The following is a 20571-nucleotide window of genomic DNA, read 5'->3' on the forward strand; positions in this document are numbered from 1 at the left end:
TCTGCGCGCCACGCCCCGACGCCGAATTGTCGGGATCGCTCAGTCCGGCTTGCGGAAGATCTGAATGCCCCAGGCGAGATAGCCGGCATCGGCCGCCTTCACCCAGTTCTCCAGGCCGACGATCATCTTGTCGAGGTAGTCGACCGACGCGCCGCTGTCGCGCAGCTTGTCGTAGTTGGCCACCAGATCCTCGCGCACCCGGTCGTAGTGGGTCCGGAGCTGGTTGGTCATCTCGCGCTGCTCGACGGTCTCCAGGCCGACCGAGGAGGCCGCCTCGCGGTAGAACCGCATGGAGCCGAGCGAGGTGAGCTGGAGGCGGTCATAGACCGGCTGCAGCACGCCTTCCGGCACGTCGTCGGCCTGCATCGGGTCGGTGAAGATGAAGTAGCCGCCCGGCTTCAGCACCCGGTGCACCTCGGCCAGCACCTTGGCGCGCTGGTCGGAGTGCAGGATGGCGTCCTGGCTCCACACCACGTCGTAGCTGCCTTCGGGTTCCGGGATGTCCTCGAACACGCCGTGGATGACCTTGATCTTGTCGGCCAGCCGGTCGCGCCGGATCTTGTTCCGGTTGGTGTCGTTCTGGATCTCGGAGATGTTCAGGCAGGTCGCCGTGTTGCCGTAACGCTTCACCAGACGGCGCATCGCCCCGCCATAACCGGCGCCGATGTCGAGCACCCGGGTGTTCTGGTCGAGGCCTGGCAGCGCTTCCGCCATCTTGTCGATGGTTGTGTCGCTGGCTTCGCGGATCACCTTGGTGTCGTCATAGATGCCGACATGCAGATCCTCGCCGCCCCACACCATGCTGTAGAAGGTGTCGGCGTCCTCGCTGTCGTAATAGTCCTCGGCCACGTCGCGGACATCGGTCTCGCCTTCGTCGCGACTGCCGCCGCCCCAGCGCACGACGTGCAGGGTCGACTTCTCCGCCACGTGGATGAAGAAGTCCGGCTCGGAATCCGCGTAGGTCTCCTGGAAGTCGCCATAGGTGCGCACGCGCTGGAAGCCGGCTTCCGACAGCAGGCGGCGCACGTAGTTCTTACGGATCGGGCACATGTTGAGCGTGTACTCGGAGCCGTCCGGGAAGCTGTACTTGAAGCGGGCCAGGCCTTCGTCGATATGCTCCGGCTCGGCCGTCACCTTGTCGCCGGCGTAGTAGAACTTGTGCTTGGTGCTGAAACCATGGTCGAGGATGGAGTCGTAGTTGCGCTGGTCGAGGATCAGGATCCCGTCATGCTTCAGCGCGGCATAGAACTCGGCCAGGGCACGGCGCCGGTCGGCCTCGGTGTGCAGGTGGGTGAACGAGTTGCCGAGGCAGATGATCGCGTCGTACTTGCCCTGGATGTCGCGGTTCAGCCAGCGCCAGTCGGCCTGCACCGTCTTCAGGATCAGGCCGCGGGCCTGGGCGTTCTGAAACGCCTTGGCGACCATCGCCGCCGATCCGTCGGCGGAGGTCACATTGAAGCCGGCCTCCTGCAGACGCACCGAGTGGAATCCTGTTCCGCAGGCGACGTCGAGCACGGTCTCCTTGCCGCGGGCCCGCAGCACGTCGATGAAGAACTGGCCTTCGCCCTCGGCCCGGGCGCGCCAGTCGATCAGCTCGTCCCACTTCTCCACGAAGGACATGATGTACTCGCCGCGATAGAGGTCGGTGTCGCGGTTCTCAAGCGGGTTCTCGCCATATGCCTGTTCGTCGAGTTGTAGCTCGGCGTTTGTCGTCTGTCGGGCGGTCTGCTCCATGATGGCCTCCGGTCGTTGTGGGGGACCGGGCGTCCGGGGGTGCATAAAAAGGTGCCAACCTTCGGCTCTTCCTACGGCCTCCCGGCCCGATCGCGGGTCTGGACCGTCCCGCGGTAAGGTCCGCGCGGAACGGTGATGCGAAATCTTGATCCGGTCGCGACTACCCCGGACGGCGACCTCGGAAAGGCCGCGCGGCCCGGGCCGCGGCGGTCTTGCTGGCGGGCGCTTTCGTCCCGCGTTCTTGATTTTGGCGTGACGGGGATGGGATCGCCGCCCGCAGCCTGCTGCACCGCCTCCGGACAAAGCTCGGAGACAACCGACCTAGGCGCGTGTCGGTTGCATCATGTTTAGTGTCCTAATTTCGACATAACAAGCCGGAATACGACACAAAACCGGGTTGACATCGCCTAGTGGATTGATCGCATTCGATAAAGCCGGGCTGAAAAAATCTCATATTCTCCCGTTATTTAGCTCTGGCCGGGGGTGCGTTCAGCGCCAATCGGGCACCGCGACGCACGCTGAGCGCGCCTTGGGTCGGCGAGGCGCCGCAGCGCAGCATCTAGATGCTTGCGAATGAGAGTCGCTCGCAATAAAGTCCGCAACGACCGATTTCCGAATCAAGGAGCCGAGAACATGCGCAGGCCCCCGTGCGCGATCCGCCTCGACGTCCGCCAGCCGGACGACAGGCAGCCGGACGACAGGCAACTGGGCGACCGAACGAGGGTCGGCCACGTGGTGTCGGCATGGCAGGTGGCGGCATGAACGATACGACCGATGCCGCTGTGACCGACGCCGCCGATGCCGCGCGGGCCGTCGGCGCGGCGGAGCCGGACTGGTTGACCAGCCTCACCGATATGCTGGCGGCGGGAGGCCCGGTGGTGGCGATCCTGCTCGCCATGTCGGTGATCGCGCTGGCCATCGTGCTGGTCAAGCTCTGGCAGTTCCGGTCGGCGCGCCTGGGCGACCGGAACTCTGTTCGCAACGCCCTGGCCCTGGTGCGGGCCGGCCGGCCGCATGACGCGCTGTCGCTGGTGCGCAGCAAGCGCAATCCGGTGGCCCAGGCGGTCGCCCGGACGCTGATCGGCCAGTTGCGCGGCCTGCCGGACCACAAGGTCCGCGAGGAGGCCGTGCGCTATGGCGGCGACATGCTGGAGGAGCTGCGGGGCTATCTACGGCCGCTGGAGGTGATCGCCTCGCTGGCGCCGCTGCTGGGTCTGTTCGGCACCGTGCTCGGCATGATCGGCGCGTTCCAGCAGTTGGAGGCGGCCGGCAACCAGGTGAACCCGGCTGTGCTGTCCGGCGGCATCTGGGAGGCGCTGCTGACCACCGCGGTCGGCCTCGCGGTCGCCATTCCGGCGGTTGCGGCCCTGAACTGGCTGGAGCGTGTCGTCGAGCGCACCGCCCACGACATGGACAGCGCCATCACGGGCGTCTTCACACAGGATCTCTCCACGATGGTGGGGGAAAGCGACGGTCATGGCTATGAGCGCGAATTCGAACGTGGACGAGGGCCTGCCCGACTACGCACCGCCGCGGCTGGCGAATAGCGGGCGGCGGCGCCGGTCGGTCATCAGCCTGACGCCGCTGATCGACGTGGTGTTCATCCTTCTGGTGTTCTTCATGCTGGCGTCCAGCTTCCTGGACTGGCGGACGATCGATCTGGCGGCTCCGGCTTCGGCCGGGGCCGGCGCGTCGATGACCGGAGCCATGCTGCTGGAGGTCCGGCAGGACGGGCTGCGCCTGAGCGGGCACATGGTCTCCCTGGACGAGGCCGAGAGCAGGATCATGGCCAAGGTGCGAGAGAAGCCGGATCAGCGGGTGCTGATCAAGCCGGCGGACGGCGTGGTCCTGCAGGACACGGTGCGCGTGCTCGACCGGCTGTCGGCGGCCGGCGTCGCCAACATGTCCTTCGTGCGCACCGGCAGCCGGTAGGAGGTGCGCCGTGTCTCTCGCCAACCAGTCTCTCGTCCAACAGTCTCTCGGGCGCCGGCGCCCGAAGAACGAGGATGACCGCATCCTGCCGCTGATCAACGTGGTCTTCCTGCTGTTGATCTTCTTCATGCTGGCCGGCCGGCTGGCGGCGTCCGACCCGTTCCGGATCGACCCGCCGGTCTCCGCCAGCGAGGGACTGGTGACGGTGGAGGATCTGCTGGTCCAGTTGGGCGTCGACGGCCGCCTCGCCCTGAACGGTGAGGAGATGGGCGAGGAGGCGCTGGGCGCCGCCGTGGCCGGGCGGATCTCCGACGGCGGCCCGGCTCCTGTGCGGCTGAAGGCCGACGGCACGGTCCCGGCCACCCGGGTGGTCGCCATCATGGAGGTTCTGCGAACCGCCGGCGTGAAATCCGTCCAGCTCCTGACCCTCCCCGCCGGAGACGGATGATGCGGATCCGCTCGCGCCATATGGGCCTGGCGATCGGCGTCGCGCTGGCGATCCATGTCGCCGCCGCCATCGCCATGGTTCTCGAGCCGGAAAAGAAGGGTGCGGCCGCCACCGGCATGGGCGGCATCCAGGTCTCGCTCGGTCCCTCCGGCGGGGCGCCAGGCAGCGTCGCCCAGGTGGTGAGCGAGGTCGACAAGGCCGACCCCGTCGACCCGACCGCGGCCCCGGTCGCCAAGCCCGACACCGTCCGACCGGAGACGGCAGATCCCCAGGAAACACCGCCCGAAACGGCGCGGCCCAGCGAGCCACCGCCGCCGGCTCCGGTGGATGCCGCCGTCGAGACCGCCGAGGTCGTGCAGCAGGTCGACGAGGTCATCGCCATCGCCAGGCCCGAGAAGGTGGAGACCCCGCCGCCGCCGGAACCGGTGAAGATCGAGCGTCCGGAGCCGGCCGAGACGCCGGTGGAGCTGAAGCCCGAGCCGGTCACCGTCGCCCGGGTCGAGCCTGAGGCGCCGCCGGTGGAAACCCCGCCGATGCCCGTGACCCGGCCGGAGCCCCCGACGCCGCAGAAGCCTCCGAAGCCGCAGAAAACCGAGGCCGAGCCGACCCCGGCGCCGCAGCAGACCGCCGCCCTGGCGGTTGAGGCCCCGGTTGAGGCCCCGACCAGTGCCCAGGCGCAGCCCGCCGCGTCGCAGACCCAGGGCGCGGCCGGCCGCAGCGGTGTCGGTCAGTCCCCGCTGTCCGGAAGCGCTGAGTCGAGCAGCGGCGGCGGCCGGCCGGGCGTGTCGGTCGACTACGCCTCGATCCTGCAGGCCTGGCTGGAGGACCATAAGGAATACCCCCGGCGCGCCCGCAGCCGGCGCCAGGAGGGGGTGGTGATGCTGTACTTCGTCATGGACCGGGCGGGCCATGTGCTCGAGTACCGGATCGACCGCAGCTCCGGCCACGACCTGCTCGACCGCGAGGTTGAGCAGATGATCCGCCGTGCCCAGCCGCTGCCGCCTCTGCCGGCGGAGATGGCCCAGGCCCGTCTGGAACTGGTGGTTCCGGTGCAGTTCCAGCTGCGTTAGGCGCATCGCTGGGGCACGCCGATTGTCGCGACCGTCCGATCCTCTTTATCCTGGCGGAAACTGTCAGGGAGGCGGGACATGCCGGGTACCGAGGGTTCGACCAGTTATTTCACCGAGGACACCTCCGTGGAGACGGTGCTCGCCCGCATGGGCGAACCGGAGAACCCGCGCCTGGCCGAGGTCATGCGCGCGGTCATCGCCCACCTGCACGCGGTGGTGAAGGAGGTCGAGCCGACCTATGCCGAGTGGATGGCGGCGATCCGCTTCCTGACCGAGACCGGCCGGATGTGCGACGACAAGCGTCAGGAATACATCCTGCTGTCTGATGTGCTGGGCGTGTCGATGCTGGTGGATGCGATCAACACGCGGCGGCCGGAGGGCGCGACCGAGAACACGGTGCTCGGCCCGTTCCATGTGGAAGGCGCGCCCGATCTGGCCATGGGCGACACCATTTCCCAGGACGGGATCGGCGAACCGCTGGTCGTCAGCGGTCGGGTGGTGGATGGTGACGGCAGGCCGGTCGAGGGGGCGGTGATCGACACCTGGCAGACCAGCCATGACGGCTTCTACGACCTGCAGCAACCGGAGCAACAGCCGGAGAACAACCTGCGCGGCATCTTCCGCACCGGCGCCGACGGCCGGTTCTCCTACCGGTCGGTCAAGCCAAGTTTCTACCCCATTCCCGACGACGGCCCGGTCGGCCAGCTCCTGCACGGACTGGGCCGCGGCAACATCCGCCCGGCCCACCTGCACTATATCGTCAGCGCGCCCGGCTTCGAGACGGTGACGACCCATATCTTCGTCCATGACGACGCGTATCTGGACAGCGACGCGGTGTTCGGCGTGAAGGAGAGCCTGATCCGCACCTTCATCCGCCACGACGACCCGGCCCGGGCGGCGGAGTTCGGCGTGGCGAACCCGTTCTGGACGGTGGAGACCGACTTCGTCCTGGTGCCGGTGTAACGTCTCATAAGAAAACGGCCCGCACTGGAAGATGCGGGCCGTCTTGTGTCCGAAGAGGTGGGGTGGTCAGTCGACGCGCTTGATGCGGCCGTTCACCGTTGGCGAGATCGTGCTGCGCTGGATCACGTAGTCGATCACCTGGGTGGCCAGCAGGCCGCCGGCGTCCTTGTCCACCAGAACCTTGCTGCCCTTGAACATGCCGTAGCCGTCGCCGCCGGTGCCGACATAGTCGTTGGTGGCCAGGGTGTAGACCTTGTTGTCGTCCAGCGGCTGGTCGTGCACCAGCACCTGCAGGATGCGCTGGCCGACCGGCTTGGAGGCGTCGAAGCTGTAGGTCATGCCGGAGACTTGCGGGAACCGGCCCTGGCCGTCCTCGATGCCGCTCACCCCATGCTCCAGGGCCTCGCGGACCTGCTTGCCGGTCACCTCCAGCTTCACCGTGGTGTTGCCGAAGGGCAGCTCGGTGAGGACCATCTTGCGGGTGATCTGGGTCCCGGCGGGGTAGAGGGTGTCACCGCGGATGCCGCCGCCATTGGCGATTGCGATATCAGCGCCGGTGGCCTCGCGGCTGGCATCGGCGACCAGATTGCCGAAGGTGGTTTCCTGCGACCGGATTGCGGCCCGGCGCGTGTCCAGATCGACGCCGCTGGAGCCGATCACCTGGCCGAGTTCGCGGTCGAGGGCGGCGGTGTACTCGTCCACCTGGGCCTGGACCGTCGGCTCGGGCGTGACGTCTGCGGTCGCCACCAGGTCGAAGGACGGCGACCAGACGAGGCTCATCTTCCCGCGCTTCTCGACCTTGTCCATGACGATCACGGTCTTGGCGATGAACTCCCCCTGGGAGCCTGACGAGGCGGTCATGTCGCGGCCGTCATAGACGATGCGGGCGAGGTGGTCGTGGCCGCCCAGCACCAGATCCACGTCCTTCACCGAGCGGGTCAGGCCCCGCTCCAGGGACTCGCCGCCATGGCTGAGCACGATGACGAAGTCGGCGCCCAACTCCTTGACGGCGCCCGCGGCGGACGTCGCGGATTCGGTGTAGTCGGCGAACGCGACACCCGGCCCCGGGCTGGCCAGGAAGGTGGTGTCCGGCGTGGTCAGGCCGATCAGCCCGATCTTGTAGCCGTTCATGTCGATGATCTGCGGACCTTCGACGCCGGGGAAGGGGTTGCCGTCGAGGGTGACGTTGCTGGAGATCCAGGTGAAGTCGGACTCCGCAACCCGGGCCTTCAGCACCTCGTCACCGAGGTCGAATTCGTGGTTGCCGAGGGTCGCGTATTGGATGCCGACCTGTTCGGCCAGCTCGATCATGTGCGCGCCCTTGTCGATGCCGCTCATCAGCGAGGGCGAGATCAGGTCGCCGCCGAAGGTGACCAGCACGAAGGCGCCTTCCGCCTCCGCCGCCTTCTTCTCCGCAGCGATGACGGAAGCGACCTTGCCGGCGCTCTCCATCTTGTCCCAGTCGTTGAGGTGCAAAAGCACCAGTTTCAGCGGCTCGGCGGCCGCGGGTCCGGCAAGCGCGGCCACGGCCACGAGCGCGAACGTAAATGTGCGCAGGAAGGAGAACATCATCGACTCCATCGATCAGCGGAAGGCGGAAGAACCCGACTGTAACAGTACTGTAACCCGCGGGTTGCACCAACATGCGTTGGCAACCGATCGTAGCTGATGGTGGTGACGGTTTGGCGGTGGAGGGGGACCTACCGCTTCACGCTCGCGCCGCTCTGGGTGAAGAGGATCTTGCGCTCGGCGTCGTCGGGCGGGGCGGAGCGGCGGAACTCCTTGCCCAGATCGACCGCCCGCTGCACGGCGGGCCGGTCCTTGATCGCCGCCCGCCAGCGGCTCACGTTCGGATAGGCCTCCAGCAAGGCCCCCAGCGGCTTGGCGATCAGGACCCAGGGCCAGCAGATCATGTCGGCGATGGTGTAGCTGTCGCCGACGATCCACTCCCGCCCCTCCAGCCGGCGTTCCAGGACGGAGACGCAACGGTCGTATTCGTTGAGATACCGGGTCTTGGCGTAGGGCACGTCCTCCGGCGCGTAGTTTACGAAATGGCTGAGCTGGCCGGCCATCGGACCCTGGTTGCCGGTCTGCCAGAACAGCCATTCCAGCACTTCCTTCTCGCCCACCGGATCGGTGGGGATGAAGCGCCCGGTCTTGCGCGCCAGGTAGTGCATGATCGCCCCGGACTCGAAGACGGAGACCGGGTCTCCCTCCGTCCCATGGTCGACGATGGCCGGCATCCGGTTGTTCGGGCTGATCGCCAGGAATTCCGGCGTGAACTGGTCGCCCTTGGAGATGTTCAGCGGGATCAGCTTGTAGTCGGTCCCCAACTCCTCCAGCAGGATCGCGACCTTCCAGCCGTTCGGCGTGGGCCAGTAGTAGAAGTCGATCATGCCGCGTCCTCCTCCTTGGTGCCGGCCACCCCGTCGGCGCGCAGGGCGGCGATCTCGTCGGCCGTGAAACCGGCGGAGGCCAGTAGCGCGTCGGTATCGGCACCGAGGACCGGCGCGCCGTGGGACAGGTCCGGCTCGCTGACCGAGAAGGTCGCCGCCGGGCGAGCCTGACGCACCTTGCCGGCCTGGGGGTGGTCGAGCTCGACCACGATGCCGGTCGCCCGGATCTGCGGATGGTCGATCATGGCCGAGCGGGTCAGCACCGGCGCGCAGGGCACGTCATGGGTCTCCAGCCGTTCCAGCCAATGGGCCGAGCTGTCGGTCGCCAGCACCTCCTGGGTCAGGGTGAGCCGGTCGTCGATGTTCTCGTGCCGCAGGGCCGGGGTGAGGAAGCGCGGGTCCTCCAGCCATTCGGGTCTTTCCAGGGCGGCGGTCAGCGATTTCCACTGCTTGTCGGTGTTCACCGCCACGGTGATGTGGCCGTCGGTGGTCTCGTAGATCAGGTCGATGAAGCTGGCCGCCTTCTCCTGGGCGAACTCGCCGCCGACGAAGGTCTGGCTTCCCATGTCGGAGTGCCACAGGAAGTCGATCACGCTGTCCAGCATGGAGACCTTCACGTGCTGGCCCTCGCCGGTGCGCTCGCGCTTCAGCAGGCCGGCGGTGATCGCCTGGGCTGAGGTATAGCCGGTCAGCTTGTCCGGGATGATCGTGCGCACGAGCCGCGGACGGGCGTCGTCCGACCCGCCCTGGATCGAGGTCAGGCCCGACAGCGCCTGGACCAGCGGGTCGTAGACCGGCTTGTCGGCATAGGGGCCTTTGTCGCCGAAGCCGCTGATCGAGCAGTAGACGATGGAGGGGTTCGCCGCCCGCACCGCCGCCTCGCCCAGGCCCATGCGGTCGACCACCCCGGGGCGGAAGTTCTGCACGAAGGCATCCGCGGTGGCCGCCAGCTTCAGCACCGCCGCCACGCCGCGCGGGTCCTTCAGGTTGAGGGCGACCGACTTCTTGGAGCGGTTGTTGTTCAGGAACGATGCGGAGAAACCGCCGCGCCGGTTGGCCATGGCGCGGGTGAAGTCGCCGCCGGCCGGGTGCTCGATCTTGATCACCTCGGCCCCCTGGTCGGCCAGCATCATGGTGCCGAGCGGGCCGGAGACCACGTTGGTCAGGTCGATGATGCGGAAGCCTTTGAGCGGTCCGGCCATGGCGTGCGGTCTCCCCCGTGTTGCCCTCCTGCGTGGATGCAAGGTCGTGTGCAGGCGCGCGGAGTCAACCACTGCGGCCCATGAACGGGTACCGAGAAGGCGCGGAAGAGCTATTCGCGAAATAGAATTAATCGAAGCGTCGATTGGGTCTGTTTCGGCAAGGCGGCTACCGCCCGTCGAACGAGATGGTCTTCACCAGGGCAAAGACCGGAGTACCGGGCGTGAGGCCGAGCTCGGCGACCGACTCCCGCGTGACCCTGGATCGCAGGCGCACGCCGCCGGGGATCTCCACCAGGGTCTCGGCATAGGGTGCATCCTCGGCTGCGGCGATCTCGACGATGTGGCCGGACAGCCGGTTGCGGATGCTGATCCCCTCCGGCGGCCGGGTCGCCAGCGCCACGTCGCGGGCCCGGATCCGCAGGCGCACCCGTTCGCCGACGGCCACCTCGACCCGGGGGATCGACACCGGCTGGCCGGCGAGGTCGAGGCGGGTGAGCTGATAGCCGGTGTCGTGTCCGGTCACGGTGGCCGTCAGCAGCACCCCGGCCTCGAACCTGCCGGTGGCCGGCTCCAGATCCAGCCGCTCCAGGATCGATCCGACATCGCCCTCGGCGATCACCTTTCCGGCGGAGAGCATCACCATGCGGTCGGCCAACCTGCTCACTTCGGCAAGGTCGTGGCTCACGTAGATCGCGGGGATCGGCAGCGCGTCGTGCAGCCGCTCGAACGTTGTGAGGATGTCGGCCCGCGACGCCTCGTCCAGGGCGGAGAGCGGCTCGTCCATCAGCAGCAGGCGCGGGGCCGACAGCAGCGCCCGGCCGATGGCGACGCGCTGGCGCTCGCCGCCGGACAGCCGGTCCGGTCCGCGCTCCAGCAACCGCTCCAGGCCGAGCAGGGCGACGGCCTCGTCGAAGCCGATCACCGGCGTCTGATCAGCGGCGCGGCGGGCGCCGTAGAGCAGGTTGCGCCGCACCGAGAGATGCGGGAACAGGCTCGCCTCCTGGAACACGTAGCCGACCGCGCGCCGGTGGGGCGGGACGCGGAGGCCGGCCGCGTCGTCCTGCCAGGTCTCGTCGCCGACGGCGAGGCGGCCGGACAGCCGGGCCAGTCCGGCCATGGCCCGCAGGACCGTCGTCTTGCCCGAGCCGGAGGGTCCGAACAGGGCGGTGATGCCCTGCATCGGGGCGGTGAAGGCGACGTCCAGGGAGAACCCGCCCATAGTGCCGGCGAACCGCGCGTCGATGCGGTCGGACAGAGAGGTCATGGCCGCGCCCGCCCGATGCGCTTCTCCAGCACCAGCATGGCCAGGATCACGGTGAAGGCGAAGGCCACCATGCCGCCCGCCAACAGATGTGCCTCGGTCCAGCGCAGGGTCTCCACGTAGTCGTAGATGGCGATCGACAGCACGCGGGTCTCGCCGGGAATGTTGCCGCCGATCATCAGGATCACCCCGAACTCGCCCATGGTATGGGCGAAGCCGAGCACCGCGCCGGTCAGGAAGCCGCGCCGGGCCAGCGGCACCGCCACGCTCCAGAACGCGTCCCACGGCCCGGCCCGCAGGGTCGCGGCGACCTCGAGCGGCCGGTCGCCCATCGCCTCGAAGGCGTTGCGGATCGGCTGGACGACGAAGGGCAGCGAGTAGACGACCGAGCCGATCACCAGCCCGGTGAAGGTGAAGGCGAGCGACCGGGCGCCGCCCAGCGACGCGATCCAGCCGCCCGGCCCGTCGGGACCGAGCAGAATCAGCAGGTAGAAACCGAGCACCGTCGGCGGCAGCACCAGGGGCAGGGCGACGATCGCGGCCACCGCCTCCTTCCAGCGGGCCGGCGACCGGGCGAGCCACCAGGCGATCGGCGTGGCGACCACCAGCAGGACCAGGGTGGTCACCGCCGCCAGGATCAGGGTCAGGCGGACCGGGGACCAGAGCTCGGCGAAGTCGGGCATGGGGCGCTTCCCTCAACCGCCCGGCGCGTAGCCGTATTTGTCGAGGATCGCCAGGGCCTGCGGGCCCTTCAGGAAGGCCATGAAGGCGAGGGCGGCGTCGCGGTCGGCCGCCGATTTCAGCAGCACCGCGTCCTGGGCGATCGGGTCGTGCAGGTGATCCGGCACCATCCAGCGCGAGCCGTCGTCATGGCCGGCGACCTGCGAGGCGGCGACCAAGCCGAGCCGGGCGTTTCCCGTGGCGACGAACTGATAGGTCTGGGCGATGTTGGCGCCCTGCACCAGATCCTCCGCGAACCGGTCGCGCTTGCCGAGATGGGTCAGCACCTGCATCGCCGCCGCACCGTAGGGCGCGGTCTGCGGGTTGGCGATGGCGAGCCTGCCGAGGCCGTCGCCGTCCAGGGTCTCGGGGCCGGTGACCAGCCCCGTCTCTCGGCTGTACAGCGCGAGCCGCCCCTTGGCGTAGGTGAACAGGTGATCGGGGTCGCCCATACCCTCGGCGACCGCGCGCTGCGGGCGGGTCTGGTCGGCGGCGAGGAAGATGTCGAAGGGTGCGCCGCCGGTGATCTGGGCGAAGAGCTGGCCGGTGGAGGCGAAGCTGAAGACCGCGTGATGCCCGGTCGCCGTGTCGAAGGCGGCGCCGATCTCCTTGGCCGCGTCGGTGAAATTGGCGGCGACCGCGACCCGCACATCGCCGGCCCGCGCGGCGGCCGCCGCGGCGACGAGAAGCAGGGCGAGAAGCAATACCTGGGCGAGGCGGCTCAGCGTGGACATCGAAGTCCGATATGTCTAATTGAACATATCGGGACGGTGTCACGTCGCGAGACCCCGGTCAACCGGCGTTCGGCGGCCGGCGCCCGTTCCATCGGAGGGCTCATTCCTTCTGGAGCGCGAGCAGGCGTTGCAGCTCCGCCAGTTCGGACTTGGTGGCCGCGGCGGCCTGGTCCTCCATGCGCCGGTAGAGGTCCAGCACGGTCTGGCCAAGCTCGGTCAGCTCGGCGCCGCCGCGGGCCGATCCGCCGCGGGTCGTGGTCACCAGCGGGGTGCCGAAATCCTCCTTCATCCCTTCCACCAGGACCCAGGCGCGCTTGTAGCTCATGCCGAGACGGCGCCCGGCCGCGGCGATGGATCCGGTTTCGACGACGCCCTGCAGCAGGTCCGCCTTGCCGGGGCCGACGGCGACGTTCGGGGCGATGACCACCCTGAGGCGGGGGCCGAGAGTTTGGTTCCAGGGACGCATGGCGGGAGCTTAGCCGGTCTCAAACGCCTTGGGCAGCGCGGCGTGAATGCATCGTATACGGTCCTTGGGCGGTAATATTAAATCCTTTGAATCCATATAGATGGATTAAATATTTCAAAACTCCTTCCCAGCGGGGTGGGGATTTTCTAGTGTTTCGTACATCGCACCGTCGGCATCAGAACAGGCGGGCGGGTTCGCAGGACCGGCAAACGGCCGCGAACCGACATAAGGAACGAAGCTAAGGGAGGCAGTTCCATGATCATCACGCGCAAGCATCTGCGCACCATGACCGCTGCGGTCGCTGGTGTCGCAGCTCTCGGCATGGCCGCCACGGCGCAGGCCAAGGTCGAGGGCGACACCATCATCCTTGGTGCGGCGATCTCGCTGACCGGCAAATACGCGACCAACGGTGTGCATGCCCAGAAGGGCTACGATTTCGCGGTCGACAAGATCAACGAGACCGGCGGTGTCACCGTCGACGGCAAGTCCTACAAGCTGAAGGTCGTCTACTACGACGACGAGTCGACCCCGGCCCGCGGCGCTGAACTGGCCGAGCGGCTGATCAACCAGGACGGCGTCAAGTTCATGCTTGGCCCGTACAGCTCCGGCCTGACCAAGGCGATCGCGCCGGTGACCGAGAAGTACAAGATCCCGATGGTCGAGGCGGAGGGCGCCTCGCGCTCGCTGTTCACCCAGGGCTACAAGTACATGTTCGCGGTGCTCTCCACCTCCGAGCAGTACCTGGCCAGCGCCATCGAACTCGCCGCCGAAGTGGCGGAGAAGCAGGGCAAGAAGGCGTCGGACGTGACGATCGCCATGGCCTTCGAGAACGATCCGTTCTCGCTCGACGTGCGTGCCGGCGTGGTCGACGACGCCGAGAAGTTCGGCATGAAGATCGTCGTTGACGACAAGCTGCCCCGCGACCTGTCCGACATGACCTCGACCCTGACCAAGGTGAAGGCGCTGAAGCCCGACCTGCTGGTCATCTCCGGTCATTCCAAGGGGGCCGCGACCGCCGCCCGGCAGATCCAGGAGCTGAAGATCGACGTGCCGATGGTGGCGATGACCCATTGCGAGGCCGCCGACATCACCGCCAAGTTCGGGGCCGGTCCGACCGAGGGCATTCTCTGCCCGACCCAATGGTCCGAAACGCTGGCCTACAAGGACGACCTGATGGGCACTGCGGCGCAGTACAACTCTGACTTCCAGAAGGCCTATCCGGAATACTCGACGGTGCCGTATCAGACCGCCATGGCCAGCATGGCCGTGCAGGTCTGGGCCGACGCCTTCGAGCGGGCCAATTCCTTCGACACCGAGTTGCTGCGCGACGCGTTGGCGGACACCGAGATGCAGACCTTCGCCGGCAGCGTGAAGTTCTCGGAGGCCGGCAACAACATCGCCAAGCCGATGGTGCTGCGTCAGATACAGGACGGCGAATATCTCGTGGTCGCGCCGACCAAATGGGCGGCGGCCGAGCTGCGCTATCCGCGTCAGCCCGAGTATTGATCGCACCCTGACCGACGACGGCGGGAGAACCTGCGTTCTCCCGCCGTTCGCGTTGCCGTGCACCGGGGCCGCCGGTCCGCGTGAGACCGAGCGTCCGCGCCGCCGTCCCGGAACAGGAGCGAGAGCATGATCGACAATCTCCTTCTTCTGACCCAGGTGCCGATCCTCGGTGTCGACCTGGTGATCCAGGGGCTGTTCATCGGCGCCATCTTCGCGCTGGTCGCCTATGGCCTCGCCCTGGTCTGGGGCGTGATGAACGTCAAGAACCTGGCGCAGGGCGACATGGTGATCCTCGGGGGCTACATCTCCTATCAGGCCACGCTCTGGGGTTATCACCCGATCGTCGCCCTGCCGGTCGCCATCGTCGTCATGTTCATGCTCGGCTGGCTGATCTACGCGGTGATCATCCGCCGGGTGGTCGACCGCGACATGTTCACCTCGCTGCTTGCCACCTTCGGGCTCAGCCTGCTGATCCAGCAGATCCTGAACCTGATCTACGGCCCCGAGGTAAAGGTGGCCGATGCCGGCTTCGGCGATTTCGAGCTCGGCACCTTCATCGTCATCCAGAACGTGCGGCTCTACAGCCTGCTGATGGCGGCGGCGCTGGCGCTGGCGATCGTGATCTTCATGAAGAAGTCGCGCATGGGCCAGGCGATCCGCGCCACCGCCCAGGACGCCCGCGCCGCCCGGGTTCTCGGCATCGACACCGATCAGGTCTACGCCTTCACCTACGCGCTGAACGCCGCGATCTGCGGCGCCGCCGGGGTGCTGGTGGCGATGATCTGGGTGATCCAGCCCTATTACGGGATCGTCTACTCGATCCGCGCCTTCATCATCGTGACGGCCGCCGGCCTCGGCAATCTGCCCGGCGTGATCCTGACCGGCTTCGGCCTCGGGGTCTGGGAGAACGTGGCCGGCTTCGTGTTCGGCGCCGAGTTCGCGGTCGCCGCCGTCGTCCTCATGCTGGTGGCGGTGCTGATGTACCGCCTCGTCCAGCTCTACCGCGTGCGCCAGGTGGTCCGATGACGTCCTCAGCCTCTCTCGACCTCAAGCTCTACGGGGTTCTGATCGCCGTGGCGGTGCTGGTGCCGCTGTTCGCGCCGAACTACATCCAGACCGTCGCCGTCATGTGGCTGATGATCCTGATGGCAATGACCTGGGACATCACCGGCGGGCAGATGGGTTACAACTCGCTGGGCAACGTGGTGTTCTTCGGCATCGGCATGTACGCCTCGGCGATCGTGCAGATCTCGCAGTTCAGCGACGTCGCCGACTACACCGCCTCGTTCGGCGCCATCGTCGTCGACTTCACCCCGGGCCAGTACTTCACCGGCCTCGGCCTCGGCCTGGCGGCGGGCGGGATCGCGGCCGCGATCTTCGCGCTCCTGATCGGTCCGGCGATGCTCGGGCTGCGCGGGCCGTATTTCGCCATCGGCACCCTCGGCCTCGCCATCGCCGTGGCCGAGCTGGTGTCGGGCTGGGAGTATGTCGGCGGCGGCGGCGGCATCTCCATGCCGGTCTATCCGGGTCCGCCGGCGGCCGGCCCCTTCACCTTCTACATCCTGCTCGGGCTGCTCACCCTGGCCGCGCATCTGTTCGTGCGCTGGCTCTACTCGACCCAGTTCGGCCTCGCCATCAACGCGATCCGCGACGACGAGGACAAGGCGGAGGCGATGGGCATCCACACCAACCGCTACAAGACCATCGCCTGGGCCGTCGCCGCGTTCTTCATGGGCGTGGGCGGGGCGATCTTCGGCAACATGTCCGGCTTCATCGAGCCGCTGGAGGTGGCGTTCCCGACCACCACCTTCGGCATCTTCATGGTCGCCATGGCCCTGCTCGGCGGCAAGGGGACGCTGTGGGGGCCGGTGCTGGGCGCGGTGCTGTTCCACATCGTCAAGCAGGTCACCTGGACCTATCTGCTCGGCTGGCAGTGGGTGGCGCTGGGGGCGATCATCATCATCAACATCGTCTACTTCCAGCAGGGCATCCTCGGCTGGGCCCAGGACAAGTGGCCGGAGGCCTTCGGGCTGACGGTCGACAGGGGCGGGGCGGCACGGCCGGCCGCCGGGGAGGCTGCGGAATGACCGGTGAAACCGCCAACGTCATTGAGGTCCGCGGCGTCTCCAAGTCCTATGGCGGCGTGCAGGCCAATACCGACATCTCCATCGACGTGCCGGACGGCATGATCACCGGGCTGATCGGACCGAACGGCTCCGGCAAGACCACCCTGTTCAACTCGATCGTCGGCTACCATCCGATCGACAGCGGCTCGATCCGGTTCCAGGGCAAAGAGATCTCCAAGCTGCGGGTGCCGGACATCGCCCGGCTCGGTATGCTGCGGACGTTCCAGCAGACCCGGATCTATTCGAAGATGAACTGCATGGACAACATGCAGATCTCGGTCAGCCACCGGGACACCTCGCCCTTCGCCATCTTCGCCCTGCGCGACCGGGGCGAGATCGTCGAGGAGGCCGAGCGGCTGCTGGAATTCGTCGGCCTCTACGAGAAGCGGTTCCTCATCTCCGGCGACCTGAGCTTCGGTCAGCAGAAGCTGCTCGAATTCGCCATGGCGCTGATGAACCGACCCAAGGTCCTGCTGCTGGACGAACCGACGGCGGGCATCAACCCGACCCTGATCAACGGCCTGATCGACCGGCTGAAACGGGCCAACGAGGAGCTCGGCGTCACCCTGTTCGTCATCGAGCACAACATGCGGGTGATCATGAACCTGGCCGGCAAGATCTCCTGTCTCGCCCATGGGGAGCTGCTGGCCACCGGGACACCGGACGAGCTGCAGAACGATCCCCGCGTGGTCGACGCCTATCTGGGAGCGCATTGATGAGCGAGCAGACCGGAACCGACCGCAGCACCCGCGGCTATGGCAGCGGCGACGTCTCCACCGTGATCTCGGTGGAGGACGTGACCAGACAGGCCCGGGCCATCGCCGAGCAGGGTCCGAGCGTCGCCGAGCTGGACGCCCTCTGCGTGGGCGAGCCGTTCGTCGAGATCAACGATCTGCGCGCCGGCTACGGCAAGATGCAGATCCTGCACGACTTCAACCTGCGGGTCGGCAAGGGCCAGTCGCTCTGCCTGATCGGCCCGAACGGGGCGGGCAAGTCGACGGTGCTGCATTCGGTCTTCGGCTTCACCAACATCTTCTCCGGCAGCATCGTGGTCGGCGGCACCGACGTCACCCGGATGAGCCCGCAGCAGAAGCTGCGTTCCGCCGGCATCGCCTACATCCTGCAGGACAAGTCGGTCTTCCCCGGCATGACCGTGGAGGAGAACCTGCTGATGGGCGGGTTCCTGAAGGACAAGCCGGCCGAGGCCAAGGCGGCGGCGGAGCGGGTGTTCGACAGGTACGACCGCCTCGCCGCCCGGCGCAACAAGCCGGCCGGCGTGCTGTCCGGCGGCGAGCGGCGCCTGCTGGAGATCAGCCGGGCCCTGGTGATGGAGCCCGACGTGCTGCTGGTCGACGAGCCGTCCATCGGCCTGGAGCCGCGCTTCATCGACATGGTGTTCGAGATCCTGAACGACCTGCAGCGGGTCGACGGCAAGACCATCGTCATGGTCGAGCAGAACGCCAAGAAGGGTCTGGAGTTCGCCGATCTGGGCTATGTGCTGGTCTCCGGCGAGATCGCCCTGGCCGGACGCGGCGACGACCTGCTGGAGAACCCGGAAGTCGGCCGTCTTTTCCTCGGCGGCTGATCCCTCGCCAGAAGTCCCAACAATCCGCGCATGCCGATGTTTGCGACGCTGGACAGCGTGCCGGACTGGATTGTATACAAAGATATACAAGCAGTTTGACCTAAGGTCCGGGTATCGCGGACCGGGCGCGTCGGCGCCGCAGAAGGAGAGGAAGTCATGGCTGAATGGGATGTCGTCGTTGTCGGTGCCGGTAACGCCGCACTTTGCGCTGCCCTGTCGGCGCGCGAGTCCGGGGCCTCGGTCCTGGTGCTGGAGCGTGCCGACGAGGACGAGGGCGGCGGCAACACCCGGTTCACCGCCGGCGCCATCCGCACGGTCTACAACGGGGTGGACGACCTGCGCGCCCTGATGCCGGACATCACCGACGAGGAAGTGGCGATCACCGATTTCGGCACCTACACCTCCGACCAGTTCTTCGACGACATGTTCCGGGTCACCCAGTACCGCTGCAACCCGGATCTGGCCGAGACCCTGATCACCTCGTCCTACGACACGCTGATGTGGATGAAGGGCAAGGGCGTGCGCTTCCAGCCGATCTGGGGCCGCCAGGCGTTCAAGGTCGACGGCAAGTTCAAGTTCTGGGGCGGCCTGACCGTGGAAGCCTGGGGCGGCGGCCCGGGACTGGTCGACGCACTGTGGAGTGCCGCCAAGAAGAACGGCATCGAGATCCGCTACAACACCCGGGCGCTGGCGCTGGAGTATGACGACGTCAAGGTCAGCGGCGTGAAGGTGAAGGGGCCGAACGGCGTGGAGACCATCGACGCCAAGGCGGTGGTCCTGGCCGCCGGTGGCTTCGAGGCCAATCCGGAATGGCGCACCCGCTACATGGGCCCGGGCTGGGAGCTGGCGAAGGTGCGCGGCACCCGGTTCAACACCGGCGACGGCATCCGCATGGCGCTCGACATCGGGGCCTGCCCGTACGGCAACTGGTCCGGTGGCCACGCGGTGGGCTGGGACTTCAACGCGCCGGAATTCGGCGACCTGGCGGTCGGCGACAACTTCCAGAAGCACTCCTATCCGTTCTCGATCATGGTCAATGCCGAGGGCAAGCGCTTCGTCGACGAGGGGGCGGACTTCCGCAACTACACCTACGCCAAATACGGCCGGGTCATCCTCAACCAGCCGGGCCAGATGGCGTGGCAGATCTTCGACCAGCAGACCGTCCACCTGCAGCGCGACGAGTACCGCATCCGTCAGGTGACCAAGGTCACCGGCGAGACGCTGGAGGAACTGGCCGGCAAGCTGGAAGGGGTCGACAAGAACGCCTTCCTGGCCGAGGTGAAGGCCTATAACGACGCGGTCCAGACCGACGTCGAGTTCAACCCCAACGTCAAGGACGGCCGCGGCACCAAGGGGCTCTCGGTGCCGAAGTCGAACTGGGCGGTGCGCATCGAGCAGGGGCCGTTCGAGGCCTATCAGGTCACCTGCGGCATCACCTTCACCTTCGGCGGCCTGCGGATCGACGACCGCGGCCAGGTGGTCGATGTGGACCTGAACCCGATTCCCGGCCTGTACGCCGCCGGCGAGCTGGTCGGTGGGCTGTTCTACTTCAACTACCCGGGCGGCACGGGCCTGATGTCCGGCGCGGTGTTCGGCAAGCTGGCCGGCGCCGGTGCCGGCGAGGAGGCAACTTCGGGTCGTGCCAAGGCCGCGGAGTAAGGCATACTCGCCCCATGGCGCGGGGTCCGAAAAAGCCTGAAAAAGCAGGCAAGGAACCCGGCGGCGGTGACGCTGCCGGGCAGTCGATTACCGAGTCGCGGGGAGAGTGGGCCTACCACCGCCTGCGGCAGGCGATCCAGGCTGGCGAGCTGAAGCCGGGCGAACGGATCCGCGAGATCGAAATGGCGAAGCGGCTGGATGTCAGCCGCACGCCGGTCCGCGAGGCGCTGCGGCGGCTGGAGGCCGACGGGCTGCTCACCTTCGTGCCCTATCGCGGCATGATCATCGCCGAACTGGACCACCAGGCGGTGATGGAGCTGTACCAGATGCGCGAGGTCCTGGAGGGCACGGCGGCAGGCCTCGCCGCCCGCCATGCCTCGGAGGCCGAAATCACCCTGCTGCGCGACCTCATGGCCGCCGATCCGGGCGACGGCGACCCCAGGGCCCTGGCCACGCATAACCGGCAGTTCCACGGCACGCTCTACCGCGCCGCCCATAACCGCTATCTGCTGAAGACCTTGAACGTGCTAAGCGACGCCATGGCGCTGCTGGGCATGACCACCCTGTCGCTGACCGGCCGGTCCGGCACCGCGCGCCAGGAGCACCAGGAGGTGCTGGAGGCGATCGAGGCGCGGGATCAGGCACGGGCCGAGGCGGCCGCACGCTATCACATCCGCGAGGCCCAGCGGGCCCGCCTGCGGCTCATGTTCGACGGCCAGAAGCCCGAGGCCGACGTCGAATAGGGCTGCCGCCGAATAAACCTGCTGCC

The 20571-nt window shown here is 67.5% G+C and carries 21 protein-coding genes; 13 read left to right on the forward strand and 8 right to left on the reverse strand.

Translation table 11 applies throughout. The features are described 5' to 3' along the window. Window positions 1–39: 39 nt before the first annotated feature. The gene (locus BLS34_RS18115) at window positions 40–1734 is read right to left on the reverse strand and encodes a glycine/sarcosine N-methyltransferase (RefSeq protein WP_093152577.1); all 1695 of its coding nucleotides are present in this window, start codon (window positions 1732–1734) and stop codon (window positions 40–42) included. A gap of 633 nt (window positions 1735–2367) precedes the next feature. Between BLS34_RS18115 and BLS34_RS26695 the strand changes: the two genes are divergently transcribed. The 6 genes from BLS34_RS26695 to BLS34_RS18140 all read left to right on the forward strand — a co-directional run bounded on the left by BLS34_RS26695 (window position 2368) and on the right by BLS34_RS18140 (window position 6147). Further along, window positions 2368–2496, forward strand: a complete 129-nt coding sequence (locus tag BLS34_RS26695; protein WP_281169189.1) for a hypothetical protein — start codon at window positions 2368–2370, stop codon at window positions 2494–2496. Continuing rightward, entirely contained in the window at window positions 2493–3281 is a 789-nt protein-coding gene (locus tag BLS34_RS18120; protein ID WP_175474290.1) for a MotA/TolQ/ExbB proton channel family protein, read from the forward strand. Before BLS34_RS26695 ends, BLS34_RS18120 begins: the two co-directional genes overlap by 4 nt. Next, window positions 3217–3666 carry an ExbD/TolR family protein gene (locus BLS34_RS18125; RefSeq protein ID WP_093152580.1) on the forward strand — a complete coding sequence of 150 codons (450 nt, stop codon included), beginning with the start codon at window positions 3217–3219 and terminating at the stop codon, window positions 3664–3666. The genes BLS34_RS18120 and BLS34_RS18125 overlap by 65 nt, the downstream gene beginning before the upstream one ends. A gap of 10 nt (window positions 3667–3676) precedes the next feature. Then, window positions 3677–4114, forward strand: coding sequence for an ExbD/TolR family protein (locus BLS34_RS18130; protein ID WP_093152582.1), 438 nt, complete (start codon window positions 3677–3679; stop codon window positions 4112–4114). Next, a complete protein-coding gene (locus tag BLS34_RS18135) occupies window positions 4114–5184 on the forward strand; it encodes an energy transducer TonB (RefSeq protein WP_093152584.1) in 1071 nt (356 codons plus the stop codon). The genes BLS34_RS18130 and BLS34_RS18135 overlap by 1 nt, the downstream gene beginning before the upstream one ends. Window positions 5185–5262: 78 nt before the next feature. Continuing rightward, window positions 5263–6147, forward strand: coding sequence for an intradiol ring-cleavage dioxygenase (locus BLS34_RS18140; RefSeq protein ID WP_093152587.1), 885 nt, complete (start codon window positions 5263–5265; stop codon window positions 6145–6147). 66 nt (window positions 6148–6213) lie between these two features. On the opposite strand, the gene BLS34_RS18145 is transcribed toward BLS34_RS18140, so the two are convergent. The 7 genes from BLS34_RS18145 to BLS34_RS18175 form a co-directional block, all read right to left on the reverse strand. Beyond that, entirely contained in the window at window positions 6214–7716 is a 1503-nt protein-coding gene (locus tag BLS34_RS18145; RefSeq protein WP_175474291.1) for a bifunctional metallophosphatase/5'-nucleotidase, read from the reverse strand. 131 nt (window positions 7717–7847) lie between these two features. Continuing rightward, window positions 7848–8543 (reverse strand): glutathione S-transferase N-terminal domain-containing protein, encoded by a 696-nt coding sequence (locus BLS34_RS18150; RefSeq protein WP_093152591.1) that lies wholly within the window; start codon window positions 8541–8543, stop codon window positions 7848–7850. Further along, on the reverse strand, window positions 8540–9745 hold the full coding sequence (locus BLS34_RS18155; RefSeq protein ID WP_093152593.1) for a CaiB/BaiF CoA transferase family protein: 1206 nt from the start codon (window positions 9743–9745) through the stop codon (window positions 8540–8542). The genes BLS34_RS18150 and BLS34_RS18155 overlap by 4 nt, the downstream gene beginning before the upstream one ends. A gap of 166 nt (window positions 9746–9911) precedes the next feature. Beyond that, window positions 9912–11009, reverse strand: coding sequence for a molybdenum ABC transporter ATP-binding protein (gene modC / locus BLS34_RS18160; RefSeq protein WP_093152596.1), 1098 nt, complete (start codon window positions 11007–11009; stop codon window positions 9912–9914). Next, window positions 11006–11689: a molybdate ABC transporter permease subunit gene (gene modB / locus BLS34_RS18165; RefSeq protein WP_093152598.1), complete on the reverse strand. Its 684-nt coding sequence runs from the start codon at window positions 11687–11689 to the stop codon at window positions 11006–11008. The genes modC and modB overlap by 4 nt, the downstream gene beginning before the upstream one ends. 12 nt (window positions 11690–11701) lie before the next feature. After that, window positions 11702–12460, reverse strand: coding sequence for a molybdate ABC transporter substrate-binding protein (modA, locus tag BLS34_RS18170; protein ID WP_093152600.1), 759 nt, complete (start codon window positions 12458–12460; stop codon window positions 11702–11704). A gap of 100 nt (window positions 12461–12560) precedes the next feature. Beyond that, window positions 12561–12926, reverse strand: a complete 366-nt coding sequence (locus tag BLS34_RS18175; RefSeq protein ID WP_093152603.1) for a winged helix-turn-helix domain-containing protein — start codon at window positions 12924–12926, stop codon at window positions 12561–12563. Between the two features lie 255 nt (window positions 12927–13181). On the opposite strand from BLS34_RS18175, the gene BLS34_RS18180 reads away from it, so the two are divergent. The 7 genes from BLS34_RS18180 (at window position 13182) to BLS34_RS18210 (ending at window position 20545) form a co-directional block, all read left to right on the forward strand. Further along, on the forward strand, window positions 13182–14432 hold the full coding sequence (locus BLS34_RS18180) for an amino acid ABC transporter substrate-binding protein (protein ID WP_084619054.1): 1251 nt from the start codon (window positions 13182–13184) through the stop codon (window positions 14430–14432). A gap of 126 nt (window positions 14433–14558) precedes the next feature. After that, window positions 14559–15458, forward strand: coding sequence for a branched-chain amino acid ABC transporter permease (locus tag BLS34_RS18185; protein WP_028795795.1), 900 nt, complete (start codon window positions 14559–14561; stop codon window positions 15456–15458). Further along, complete coding sequence (locus tag BLS34_RS18190; protein ID WP_028795794.1) at window positions 15455–16519, forward strand: branched-chain amino acid ABC transporter permease; 1065 nt, start codon at window positions 15455–15457, stop codon at window positions 16517–16519. Before BLS34_RS18185 ends, BLS34_RS18190 begins: the two co-directional genes overlap by 4 nt. After that, window positions 16516–17274, forward strand: coding sequence for an ABC transporter ATP-binding protein (locus BLS34_RS18195; protein ID WP_093152605.1), 759 nt, complete (start codon window positions 16516–16518; stop codon window positions 17272–17274). Before BLS34_RS18190 ends, BLS34_RS18195 begins: the two co-directional genes overlap by 4 nt. Further along, entirely contained in the window at window positions 17274–18143 is an 870-nt protein-coding gene (locus tag BLS34_RS18200) for an ABC transporter ATP-binding protein (protein WP_175474292.1), read from the forward strand. Before BLS34_RS18195 ends, BLS34_RS18200 begins: the two co-directional genes overlap by 1 nt. A gap of 156 nt (window positions 18144–18299) precedes the next feature. Continuing rightward, on the forward strand, window positions 18300–19802 hold the full coding sequence (gene tcuA, locus BLS34_RS18205; protein WP_093152607.1) for an FAD-dependent tricarballylate dehydrogenase TcuA: 1503 nt from the start codon (window positions 18300–18302) through the stop codon (window positions 19800–19802). A 14-nt stretch (window positions 19803–19816) separates the two neighbouring features. Further along, a complete protein-coding gene (locus BLS34_RS18210; protein WP_093152609.1) occupies window positions 19817–20545 on the forward strand; it encodes a GntR family transcriptional regulator in 729 nt (242 codons plus the stop codon). Window positions 20546–20571: the final 26 nt, after the last annotated feature.

Origin of the sequence: Thalassobaculum litoreum DSM 18839, from assembly GCF_900102465.1 — a bacterium.
Taxonomy (GTDB): Bacteria; Pseudomonadota; Alphaproteobacteria; order Thalassobaculales; family Thalassobaculaceae; genus Thalassobaculum; species Thalassobaculum litoreum.